This window comes from Maribellus sp. YY47 (genome assembly GCF_023111095.1).
Taxonomy (GTDB): Bacteria; Bacteroidota; Bacteroidia; order Bacteroidales; family Prolixibacteraceae; genus Draconibacterium.
Genome location: NZ_JALGYW010000001.1, coordinates 342,927 through 354,921 on the forward strand (window position 1 = coordinate 342,927; position 11,995 = coordinate 354,921).

The following is an 11,995-nucleotide window of genomic DNA, read 5'->3' on the forward strand; positions in this document are numbered from 1 at the left end:
ATGAACAAACGAGAATTTATCAAATCATCGGTACTGGCAGGAATGGGAATGACCGTTCTGGGAGCCGGTTCAGCTTCAGGCAAAAACAAGGCAAAAAAGCAGGAGTTAAAACACTGGGTGTGGGAAAATCCAAACCGGAATCAATCGGACGATGAGCTTGCAAAAAAGTACGAAAGCTTTTATCAGGCCGGAATAAGAGGAATGTTGTTTGAAAGCGACAGTGAAAGGCACTTCCGGATTGCAAAAAAAGCCGGACTGGAAACACACCGCTGGATGTGGACCATGAACCGTGGGGAGAAAGAGTTGCTCGAAAGCCATCCCGAATGGTACGCCGTAAGCCGCGACGGAAAGTCGTGTGCCACGGAGCCGCCTTATGTGGGATATTACCGCTGGCTTTGTCCTTCGAAGCCCGAAACAAAGGAATACCTGGCTCAGAAGTCGAGGGAAATTTTGGAGAAGGATTATGTGGATGGCCTGCACCTCGACTATGTGCGCTACTGCGATGTGATTTTACCCGTGAACCTTTGGGAAAAATACGGTATTGATCAAACCCGGGAACTGCCGGAATATGATTTTTGCTATTGCGACACCTGCCGCGAAAAATACAAGGCAGCATACGGAAAAGATCCGCTGGAACTGGAGTTTCCCGATCAAAGCCCGTCGTGGAGAACCTTCCGCTATGAGCAGATCAATGGAATTGTGAATCATTTGGCTGATTTGGCGCACGCTCACAAAAAGCCAATCACCGCAGCTGTTTTTCCAACTCCCGAGATTGCCCGCCGCATTGTACGTCAGGATTGGACGAACTGGAACCTTGATGGTGTTTGTCCGATGATTTACCATGGTTTTTACGGCGAGCCCGTGCAATGGATCGGAGATGCCGTGGCGGAAGGCAAACATTTTCTGTGCGGAAAATTTCCGGTTTATGCCGGTTTGTTCCTGCCCGATTTTAAATCAGACGAGGAGCTGAGCGAAGGAATCAAGGTTGCTTTGGATCGTGGCGCTTCGGGTGTTTCGCTGTTTGGAAACGTGGATGAGCGGGTGTTGAATATTCTGAAAAAGGTTAAGGCTGAATAATTTATAGCTGAATTTTTTGATTCAGCCTTTTTCTTCTACATTTGCGGCCGAAATAAAATTGTTGAATTCTCGCAGGTGGCATCACCCTGCGAACAAAAAAAGAAAAAAATGCAGAATGAATTGCTATGGCTGGTGATGTTACTGGCCAATTTCCTGCTGATTATTTTTGCGTATCGCCTGTTTGGTAAATGGGGCCTGATTATGTGGATCCCCATTTCAGTGATTGTTGCCAATATTCAGGTCATTCAAACCGTAAAGTTGTTTGGTTTGGTATCCACACTTGGAAATATTGTTTATGCAACTTCTTTCCTGGTGACCGATATTCTGTCTGAAAATTATGGCAAGGAGGAAGCCAAAAAAGCGGTTTGGATCGGCTTCTTCAGCCTCATCTCGATGACTTTCCTGATGAACCTGGCTTTGCAGTTTGTTCCGCTTGCGGGCGACGATTTTGCGACGGTTTGTCACGATGCTACCAGCACTATTTTTAGTTTAATGCCGCGAATTGCCATTGCGAGTCTGGCCGCTTATCTGCTTTCTCAACGGCACGATGTGTGGGCCTTTCATTTCTGGAAAAGCCGCTTTTCGAAAGACAACCAGCTTTGGATACGGAACAACTTAAGTACGATGGTTTCGCAGCTTATCGATAGCTCTGTATTCGTAATGGTGGCTTTTTGGGGTGTTTATGAAGGCACTGTTCTGCTCGAGATATTTATTACAACCTATTTTCTGAAATGGCTGGTTGCCGCCGCCGATACTCCCTTTGTTTATTGGGCAAAAGGCATTCATAAAAAGAATAAATTCTGGATGTAACGTTTGCTTGAATACCTTCTGGTTCCGATTGTCAGTGTTTCTCCATTCTGGTTGTTAGTACTCTTCTATTGATCATTTGTTTAAGCTATTGAAAAAATAGCCGTCGGTTACCGAACATATTATTTTTTTGTACAACTTTGGTGCTTCTATTCTTTTAGCCAAAAAGAATGGGAAGAAGTCAGAAACAGAAAACAATTACATGCGAACACCAACTTTAATGTTTGGTTTAAGGTCCCGATATACAACACTGTTTATTTTGCTGTTGATGTTGCTTGCAAATGTGGTTAGCGGGCAGCAAAAAATGTTGGCCGGCGAAGTTACCGACTACCATACCGGAGAACCTATTCCATTTGTAAATATCGTTATTAAGCACTCAACGGTTGGGACCACCACCGATACGCTGGGGCGTTTTAAAATTCCTTTTCCGAAACTTACCGATACACTGGCCTTCTCGGCGATTGGGTACATTGGGGTGAAAAAATTAATTCCGCGCGAAGACATGAATTTCATGGAAGTCACGATGACGGAGGAGGTTTTTAATATTCAGGAAGTTGAAGTGGCTCCCGATGAAGGGCCAATGCGCGATCTTTTTGATCGTATCATGGCCCGGAAAAAGGCGAATAATCCCGACCAGTACAATAAATTCTCCTACAAAAAGTACACCCAGTGGGAATACCAAATCAACAACGTAGGGGAGAAGCTTCGTAGTTCGAAGGCCTTTCGCAATAATCCGAATCTTTTAAAGATGGGTGAAGACAGCACGCATTTTCTTCCCCTGTATTTTTCGGAACAACTGGTTTTTAACGAGATTCAAAAAGAACCGTCGAAAATGAAATCCACTGTGCTCGCCGACCGAACCAACGGTGTGGGCGTGCTGAATGAACTGGAGATATCGGGCTATACCAGTGCGCTGGATATGGAAGTGAACTTCTACGATAACCACATTCCGCTGTTCGATCAGAATTTCGTAAGCCCGCTGTCGAACAACGGTTGGTTTTTCTACAAATATTTTCTGGCCGACAGTGTTTCGGTTGACGGAGTAATGCACTACCGTGTGCATTTTCAGCCGCGAAGAAGTGGCGAAAATACATTCAAGGGGCATTTTATCACCGAGAATAAGTACTATTCGATTGTGGAAATTGATGGTGATCTATCGAACACCAGCGGTATAAATTTTCTTCGGAAACTTCACCTGAACAGTGATTACTACTTTGTAAACGATTCCACTCCGTTTTACAAAAGGAACCAGATCGACGCCTTGTTTGACTATGTGCCTTTTGAAACCCGGAATGAGGATGCGAAAAGACTGTCGCTGTTTTACACACAAACGGCGACCATAGATGAGGTTACGATTGATCCCGAAGGAGAGATTAAACTAAATACGCCAAAGGCCAAATACGAAACCATAAAATTGCCCGAAGCAACCGAGAGAGACACGAACTATTGGAAAATGAACCGGTTGGAACCACTGTCGGCGGCTCAGATAGAACTGGCACAAGCCATTGATTCCATCAGCCAGATCAGGCAGGTGAACACGGTTAACAATCTTGCACGAATGGCCGTGTCGAGTTACTACGATCTCGGAAAGTTTGAAATCGGCCCCTTTACCAGTTTTTACAATACCAATAAGGTGGAGGGAAACAAAGTTTTTTTTGGAGGACGGACCAGCGAGGAAATCAGCAAACACCTGATGGTTTGGGGAGGGCTGGGGTTCAGTACCCGCAACCAGAAACTTTCGGGGATGTTTGGCGTGGGATATAAATTCAGAACGATTTACCGCCAGGTTTTCCGGCTTTCGTACGACGATAAAATGATCCGGCACGGTGAAAACGACAAGATACTTTACCTGTATGAAAATGCGTTTACCGCCACTGAAAATAACCTGGTTTCGCAGTTGCTGAAGAATGATCCGCTGGATGAAATATACCGCGAACAAAAAGTATCAGCGCAGTACGAACACGAATGGTACCCGGGATTAATGAACAAATTAATACTGAGTCAGACCAAACACTATTCACCCGAATTTTATCCGTTTATGAGAAACGGGGAGCCGGTTGGTTCCGTTTCGGCTACCGAGATCAGTCTCGACACTCGTTTTTCGCGTGAAGAAAAAGTGGTCGATAAAGGATTTTTACGGCTGTACATGGGCACCAATTTTCCGATCATCCATTTTACGGCTGCTGCCGGACAAGTGTATTACAACAACGAAAGGTCGTATTACGGACGTGTGGCCTCCACCATTGCGCAGGAAGTTTACATGGGAATGGCTCGTTTCGATTATGCGCTGGAAGCAGGTGCCTGGGTGGGTAAATTGCCTTATACCATGCTCGATATTCCGCGAGGTAACGAAACTTACGGTTTGTATAGTTACGACTTTAACCTGATGAATTACCTGGAGTTTGTCCACGATAAATATTTTCATGCCTATCTGGAATATCACCTGAACGGATTCTTTTTTCGTAGGGTTCCGGTGTTAAAACGCGCCAATTTCCGAGAGGTTTTCTCTGCCAAATTGCTGGTTGGTTCGGTCAGCGACAAGCACCAGAAAATTATAAGTTTTCCTGTCCCTGTTCACGATATGGAAAAACCATACATCGAACTTGGGGCCGGGGTCGAAAACATCCTCAGTATGGCGCGGATTGAAGCCTTGTGGCGGATTCAGCCCAAGTCGGTGATTGGAGCGCCAACGTTTGGTATCCGTGCCCGCTTTGAAATTGTATTGTAAATGTAAGCGCTGAATTCTCCCTTTTAGTTGGCATCAGTTGTGGTGGCCGATTCTTCCTGTAAAGTATATTTGATCTGAAATTTTGGTCTGCTGCCAATGTTTAGTACTTCTTCTTTGTTGTAATCCAGCACCTCAATGGCCGTTGAATCGTTGGCAGTAGTCAGGTAATTTTTTACCAGTTGAATGCGCATGTTTTCGCGTGCCTGAATAACGCTGTCTACTTTTTCTGTTGGTGCCAGCATCAGCTCGTAATCCTGAATCAACAACGAATCCAAGCCGCTTTTTTCTTTTAAAAAGGCTTCGTATTCCTTGCGGTGCGATTTGGGATCGTTTTGATACAAGGTCTGGTAATCTTCATGAACGATTTGTTCAGCAGCATCTGCTCTTTCCAGTTTGCGGTCGTTCAGGTATTGCATTTCGATCTGCATACCCGGTTTCATCTCTTCCAGTTTCAGTAACAGATCGAGTCCGCGGCGTTGTTTCCCGGTAAGCGATGTGTCGCTATAAACAAAGGTAATTTCTTCCAGCTCATCGGGCTGAGCTCCCAGAAGATTTCCGAGCGCTTTAAATGGAGAGGCAACGATTTTCACCATAAACTGTTTAAAGGTCGTCCAGACAATCCTTCCGATTCGTGTTCTCGGGTCGGATAAATCGCCGGTTACCGGAATATCGAGTTTTACATCGCCGTTGATATCTTTCAAAATAAACAAAGCCAGCTTTAATGGAATATCATACAGACCTCCGTTTTTACGTCCCAGTTCAACGTTACGGATGATCAGCTGGTTTTCGCTGTTGAGTTTTTTGTTGTTAATGGTGGTTTTGTTCAGGTAATACATGTCGCCAAACAGGATCGGAAGCCCGGTGTAGTGCTTGGAGTAGATGTTGATATCCGGCAGTTGAAAATCGGACAACACATATTCGAGATCGATTTTTGAAAGGGGATCGTAAGGATTTACGCCCACTTTTGCTTCGAGTTTGCCACGTTTGTTGAGCAGCATGCTGCCACTCAGGGTGATCCAGTCGGTATCGAGCGACAGGTTTTCTGTATTCACCGAAATTTCCGAAAGCTCGTAATCGAAGGGTTCTCTGAAACGTTTGTCGCTAAAATCAATCCAGCCACTTTTTACCTGCAGGCTGTCGATCATCACCTGGTAAACCGCATCTTCCTCTGTTACGGCAGCAGTGTCTTCTGCCGATTCCACGATCATCTTTTCAAAATTAAACAGCGAATCAGCGAGTTCGAGATACATGTAGAGGTGTTCGAAAATAACCTGTTTAATCTGTGCTTCGTATTTCATCGGCTTCATCTCCGATACCCGGACCTTAGCCTTTTCCACACCCAATACTTTTTGTCCATTATCGTCGGTTATCGACATACTGTCAACACGGGCATCTCCCGACATTTGAAATCCCATCAGATCTTCCTGAGTCCCATTGAAGTTGATTTCGGCCGTCAGAGTGCCATCAAGCGAACCAAAACGCATGTATTGCTGAATATAGGGCAGAATTACCCCAAGCTGCATTTTGGTGACTTGGGCTTCACCCGAATAGGCGCCTGTTTCAACGTTGTAATCAAACGTACTGCTAAAGCTGCCTCCCGTTCCCAGATCGAAGGCAACGTCGGCCTTGCTGTCTTGCTCGCCACCCCAGTACAAATGAGGAATGAAGAAGGTAATGTCTTTTACACTTATGGTGTGATCAATTTCTTTGTCGGTATAACTTAATTTTCCCTGGTCAATTGCCAGGTTGTTCAGGTCGAAACTGTAGGATGAAGATTCGGCGTCGCTTGTCACGGTATCTTCCGATGAATAGAAGGCGATAAGGTCATCGAAATTGAACAATGTATCTTTTTGAATAATCCGGGCGTCGAGGTTGACCACTTTGAATTGCTGAATAAAAATTTCCTTTTTAAACAGGCGAAGCGGTTTTAAATCAACCAGGATGGTGTCCAGTCCGATAAATACGTCTTTATCGTTTTGTTCAAACATTTTGGCCCCGGTCAGCTGAACGGTCGTCGTGAAATAGTTAATGCTGATGTCCTCGATCGACAACTTGCGGCCTGTCAGTTCTTTGCCGTTTTTATTCAGGTAATTCCGGGCGATATTCGGAGAAAAGATCAAAAAGGCAATGATAAGTAACAGGATGAACCCGATGATTGCAATGAGGATAAGTTTCGAGATTTTTAGTTTTTTGGGATTTCCGGCAGTTTCCATATGATTGAACCTTGTGCTTGTTTTCAGTTTTTTAACAGATTATAAAGTTAAGCAAAATCAATGCCTGTAAAATTTTAAACGTATAAATTCGAAGCGTTCGTATTAAGATTTCCGAAAAGTGGATTGGTTTAATTTTAATGGATGAGATTGATCATGTTAACGCAGTTAATAGAAGGATTGTTTATCCAATTGCAGGGAATGAAATAAGGTTTTACCGGATTACTATTTGGAACGCAAAGGGATGTGAACGTTAAACGTGCTTCCATCTTTTTTTTGCCCGACTGCATCCACCGAACAGGCTGTATATAAAACTATCGGATTTCCCTGTTCATCGATAAGAAATTGCGGGCGTTCAAGATTACTAACCTGTATAGTATCTCCACCTGCCAGTATCACCTGTTTTTTCATAAAAAACGGTTCTTTCGGTTTAACCCATTGAATCCCATCTTCCGACTCGAGGATGGCAAGTCCGGGTTGCCCCGAAGTGATGCGTCCCGTAAAATCTTTCAGTACCGAATAAAATTTTTTGTTTTTGGTGTGATACCAAACAAAGGGATCTTCTCCGCTGGCGAGTGTTCCGTCTTCGTTTCTTACATCAAAAACAAAAGAATCGGTGGCGACAAACGGCCCGGCCGGAGAATCGGCAAGGGCAACACCATGTACACCTTTCCAATTCGGTTCGTACAGATTGCCTTTAAAATATAACAGGTATTTTCCGTCGGAAGGGCGTTGTACAACCGAAGGATTGACCACGATAATATTATCGGGTTTGGCTTCTGTTCCTTCCGAAGAAGGATTTACAACATTATCTTTTTTTACCCTTGTACGGGGCGAAAGGAGTGGCTGATCGGGGCGGATAAAGTTACCGTTTTGCAGGTCTTCGAACGAGTCAAATTCAATTACTCCGATGCATTGGTTTTGCTGAACCCGATTACGCAGATTTACATTTTCTCCCGGAGAACCTTTGGATTGAATACCGGGGTCTTTTGATCCAACATAATAGAGATAATATTTCCCATTAAAATTTTTTACATGTGGATTATGAACGGTTTGAGCATCCCAGGCACTGGAATCACCATCAATAGCACGCCCCGTCAGTACAATCTTTTGAAATTTGAACTCACGATCAGGGAAGTCAGATACCGCATAGGCAATTTTTGAATACAGCAGCCACGAGTCGCTGAATGCAGGAATACTGTCGCCGCATTCCCAGGTAGAATAAAGCATGTGGTAACGGCCGTCTTCGCCTTTTACTACGCTGGCCCCCCAAACAAAACGATCGGGATCGTTCAACACCGAAGGGCCTTCCAGTGTATTTTCTTTCAGTTCCGCATCAATCGGTAAGGCCCTAATTTGAAGCTCTGTCTCTTTCTGACCGGAACAGGCCAGGAAAATTACCGGAAGTAGCGCGAGGAAGAGCAGTTTATTCATGGCAATCTGTACTTTTTTTAGCAAGATACATATTTCATGATAAGCTACGAAGAAGTTTTCTTACTCCGGTGTCAACTCAATTTTCTGCACGTTTTTGGCGATTTCAATCCGGTTGATCAACGAATCGATAACTGTTTCGTAGAGTTTGTCACCCAAAACCAGGTCTTCGATTCCGTCATCAATATTCGGATTGTCGTTTACTTCCACCACGTACACTTTCCCATCGATCATTTTCAGGTCCACCCCGTAAAGCCCGTCGCCGATCAATGCCGCAGCTTTTAATGCCGTTTTAAGAACGATGTCGGGAACTTCACTGATATTTAGTGTTTCGGCATCTCCGGCCTGGTCTTTTTCCATTACTTTCCAGTTGTAGATCTGCCAGTGATTTTCCGACATATAGTATTTACACGCGTACAACGGTTTGTTGTCGAGAATGCCGATCCGCCAATCGAAATCAGAATAAAGAAATTCCTGGCACACCACCATGTCTGAACGTTTAAAAAGCTTGTCGAGCGCATTCATCGCATCTTCCTCGTTTTCCACCTTAAACACGCCCAGCGAAAAAGCCGAGTCAGGTTGTTTCAAAACCAGAGGAAAACTCATGGTCTCCAGTTGTTTCCGGTTAAAAAGGTTTTTGGTGAAAACGGTGGTTTGCGGAGTCGGAATTTTATGTTTCCGGAAAATTTCGTTTTGGTAGATTTTATTCGAGCATTTGAGTATCGACCACGGATCATCGATCACCACCAGTCCTTCGGCGTAGGCGATACGCGAAAATTCGTAGGTGTAGTCGTTCACATTGGTGGTTTCCCGGATAAAAAGCGCATCAAATTCGTTGATCTTGTCAATGTCTTTTTTGGTAATAAACTCAACGTACATGCCTTTTCGGTTGGCAATGCTTTTGAATTTCTGCAAGGCAACAGGCGACGACGGCGGTGTTTCTTCGTCGGGTTTGACAAGGATGGCAATATCGTATTTAAAGTTGGTGAGTTTGGGTTTGGTAAACCTTTTTTTGCTGAAATACTTCTGCGCAAACTCGTACATATGATTCAGCTCTTTTTCGCTGAGTTTGGGAAGGGTTAGTACATTGATGTCTTTGATCAGCCACTTGTCGTGCCGAATAAACTCGACACGGAACAGCGGAGCTTCGAAAAGCTGGTAAAGCTTCATGGCCAGCGATTTAAAGCCGCGGGTGCTGGTTTGTCCGAAAAATACCTTTAGCGAAAAACTGTTGGTTTTCTCCTTGTTAAGCGCCCGGTTTATTTCTTCCTCAATATCAAAAGCCGCCGAATGTACCACGTTCAGCAGCCTGAAATCGCGGATGGTTGCCGTGCTTGGTATCACGCGTTGTCCGCGGGCCGAAGCCAGCAGTGAAACATAATAGCCGTAACTCTGGTATTTGTACGAACTACACAGGTTGAAGATCCTGAACTCGGTGCTGTTCTGGTAAACCGGATTGCTGATGTATTCCTTTACGGTAATGATTTTTGCTTCCACCTCCATAAATGACCATTTGTAGGGTTGATTGATCACAATCACATTGGTGGTTTTATTGGAGGGGGAATATACATTGGTGGTGCATTCCATTTTAACGGCATCTTCGCCTTCCGAGTAGTAGTCGGTTCTGCCCGACACAATACTGAATCCGCGCGCCTTGTACCAGGCAATCAGTTTTTTGTTTTTGGAACTGGCTTCGAGCAGTATTTTTTCGTACTGGTTCCGGTTGGCCAACTCAAAAACATGTTTTAGCAGGAGGTCGCCATAACCTTTTCCCTGAAGCTCGGGTAAAATCGCAATCGAATAGATGCGAATCGAACGCTGGTATTTGAACAAAGTGATGGAACCGATCGGGTCTTTCTTTCCGTTGCGGGTTTCTACGATCAATACTTCCTGAAATTCACTGAGTATGCTGTGGCGGATGTTTTTTCTTGAATTTTGCTGAAAAGCAGCGAAACACAATTTTTCCAGTTTAACGAGGAAATCCAGGTCCTCAATGGTCGATTTTCTGATGGTAACATTCATGATTTCATATCCTCTCAAGCTGCAGCACGAAAAGCCGGCGCTTGAAAAACAACCATTTTAAATTGTTATTTTTTTGCTAAAAAAGGAGTGGAAATTGCATGTAATTTATTGTTGATTAATTACTTGCTTTCCTGCTTGTTCTCTGTTTTAACGGGAGTGAATATACGGATATTTCAAATTGAATGTTCGCTTGATTCGGTGTTCTTAAGAAAATATTAAGCCGGGAATCAGAATTTATTTTAACTCCTAAAATTCGTACTGAATGGCATTGTATTTCGGAGTAATTAGCGCTGGTCTTCCATTGTTTTTCTTTCACGAACCATTGCAAAAATTACTACGAGCATGATAAACGCCAGTCCTGCTCCACTGAGGAATGCGGCATTGAGCCCTTTTAAAGCATAGAAAACTCCCACGAGTAAAGGTCCAAAAGTTTGACCTGCACGAAGCACCATCGAATTCAGCGACATAAAAGCGGCGCGTTCGTTCATGGCCGCAAAACCTACCATCATGTTCTGAATGGAGGGAATAATGACTCCGTGTCCCACGCCAAAAACAATGACAGATAGGCCCAGCATCCAGTAGTTTCCCGAAATCAACATCAGTAAAGAAGCCAGGAGATAGGCGCTGCTGCCCAAAACCAGTTGCTTTTTTAATCCCAGCAATTGGTTGATTCTCCCAAGTTGCGAACTCATCAGGGCGGTAACGACCGACATTAAGGCCATCATTAATCCAATGTGGTAGGAATCGGCTCCCAGCCGTTGTGACATCATCAGCGGAAAGTAGGTCAGGTAGCTTCCGTACAAAATCAGAAAAATGATAAAGTTGATAATCAGCAATCCCCAGACTGTTTTCTGATTGATGATCTTCCAGACCTTCCCGAAGTACGAGTGCAGCCCTGATTTATTTTTAGGTTCCGGATTGTTCAGGCATTTTATCACACAAATGCCAAGTGGAATAGCAAGGATGGGGAGTGCAAAAATATATTGCCAGCCAAAAATAGCGATCACACCGCCAATTGCAGGGTAGGAGGCTGTTCCGATACTGAGCACGCTGGCATTATAGCCCATCACGGCTGTGCGTTGTTTGCCCTCGAAAAGGTCGCCCACCAGGGTGATGTTCATACTGGAAAGTGAGCTCGCACCCACTCCCTGGAAAAACCGAAGCACAAGTAACCAGAAAAAGTCCCTGGTGAACATGCAGGCAAAACCGGCGATCCCAAACAGGAAAAGCGATGGAACAAGTACCACTTTTCGGCCATAACGATCAGCAAGTATTCCGGTGAAAGGTGTCAGAAATATTCCCGGGAGAGTAAAGGCAACAATCAATCCTCCCACTTGCTGCGGGCTGATGTTAAAATAGCGGATAATGTCAGGAAACGCAGGTGTTATGCTGGCGACACCCATCATTGCGGTGAGTGTAACGCCAAATATGATGTACAGGTTTTTGTTGCTGAATACCGATCCGTCCTTCATGTTCGCTGATTGAATAAAGCCAAAGGTAAGCAAATTCAGAAAACACAACGTGCGCCTTTTTGCAATGGTATGACTAGTCCTAAATAAGCGTTACAGATTATTGGACTAAGTTAATAGATTCACAGACCGTTTCAAAGCTAGCTTTGAAACGGTCTGTTCTTTTATAGCTTTTAATTTTAATGGTATCTTGTTTGTGCATTTGCTCTGGTGTCAGCATTTCACAGGACCAGTGAGGTCGTTTGTTATTA

7 protein-coding genes are annotated in these 11,995 nt (G+C 44.3%); 3 read left to right on the forward strand and 4 right to left on the reverse strand.

Annotated features, from left to right (window positions below; all coding sequences use genetic code 11):
- The 3 genes from MR764_RS01535 to MR764_RS01545 all read left to right on the forward strand — a co-directional run bounded on the left by MR764_RS01535 (window position 1) and on the right by MR764_RS01545 (window position 4,612).
- Entirely contained in the window at window positions 1–1,077 is a 1,077-nt protein-coding gene (locus MR764_RS01535) for a family 10 glycosylhydrolase (protein WP_247977619.1), read from the forward strand.
- 108 nt (window positions 1,078–1,185) lie between these two features.
- Window positions 1,186–1,887 (forward strand): queuosine precursor transporter, encoded by a 702-nt coding sequence (locus MR764_RS01540; protein WP_247977620.1) that lies wholly within the window; start codon window positions 1,186–1,188, stop codon window positions 1,885–1,887.
- A gap of 265 nt (window positions 1,888–2,152) precedes the next feature.
- Window positions 2,153–4,612, forward strand: a complete 2,460-nt coding sequence (locus MR764_RS01545; RefSeq protein WP_247977621.1) for a DUF5686 and carboxypeptidase-like regulatory domain-containing protein — start codon at window positions 2,153–2,155, stop codon at window positions 4,610–4,612.
- Window positions 4,613–4,635: 23 nt separating this feature from the next.
- Here the strand turns inward: MR764_RS01545 and MR764_RS01550 are convergent, their stop codons facing one another.
- From MR764_RS01550 to MR764_RS01565, 4 genes are all read right to left on the reverse strand, one after another.
- On the reverse strand, window positions 4,636–6,825 hold the full coding sequence (locus MR764_RS01550; RefSeq protein WP_247977622.1) for a DUF748 domain-containing protein: 2,190 nt from the start codon (window positions 6,823–6,825) through the stop codon (window positions 4,636–4,638).
- Between the two features lie 222 nt (window positions 6,826–7,047).
- Complete coding sequence (locus MR764_RS01555; protein WP_247977623.1) at window positions 7,048–8,256, reverse strand: glycoside hydrolase family protein; 1,209 nt, start codon at window positions 8,254–8,256, stop codon at window positions 7,048–7,050.
- Window positions 8,257–8,316: 60 nt separating this feature from the next.
- A complete protein-coding gene (locus MR764_RS01560; RefSeq protein ID WP_247977624.1) occupies window positions 8,317–10,275 on the reverse strand; it encodes a GNAT family N-acetyltransferase in 1,959 nt (652 codons plus the stop codon).
- Window positions 10,276–10,559: 284 nt separating this feature from the next.
- Window positions 10,560–11,747 (reverse strand): MFS transporter, encoded by a 1,188-nt coding sequence (locus tag MR764_RS01565; RefSeq protein ID WP_247977625.1) that lies wholly within the window; start codon window positions 11,745–11,747, stop codon window positions 10,560–10,562.
- Between the last annotated feature and the right edge of the window lie 248 nt (window positions 11,748–11,995).

Bases quoted from the DNA above. Each gene is read 5' to 3' on its own strand.
- MR764_RS01535 (WP_247977619.1), top strand. From the start codon at position 1: ATGAACAAACGAGAATTTATCAAATCATCGGTACTGGCAGGAATGGGA.
- MR764_RS01540 (WP_247977620.1), top strand. From the start codon at position 1,186: ATGCAGAATGAATTGCTATGGCTGGTGATGTTACTGGCCAATTTCCTG.
- MR764_RS01545 (WP_247977621.1), top strand. From the start codon at position 2,153: ATGTTGCTTGCAAATGTGGTTAGCGGGCAGCAAAAAATGTTGGCCGGC.
- MR764_RS01550 (WP_247977622.1), bottom strand. From the start codon at position 6,825: ATGGAAACTGCCGGAAATCCCAAAAAACTAAAAATCTCGAAACTTATC.
- MR764_RS01555 (WP_247977623.1), bottom strand. From the start codon at position 8,256: ATGAATAAACTGCTCTTCCTCGCGCTACTTCCGGTAATTTTCCTGGCC.
- MR764_RS01560 (WP_247977624.1), bottom strand. From the start codon at position 10,275: ATGAATGTTACCATCAGAAAATCGACCATTGAGGACCTGGATTTCCTC.
- MR764_RS01565 (WP_247977625.1), bottom strand. From the start codon at position 11,747: ATGAAGGACGGATCGGTATTCAGCAACAAAAACCTGTACATCATATTT.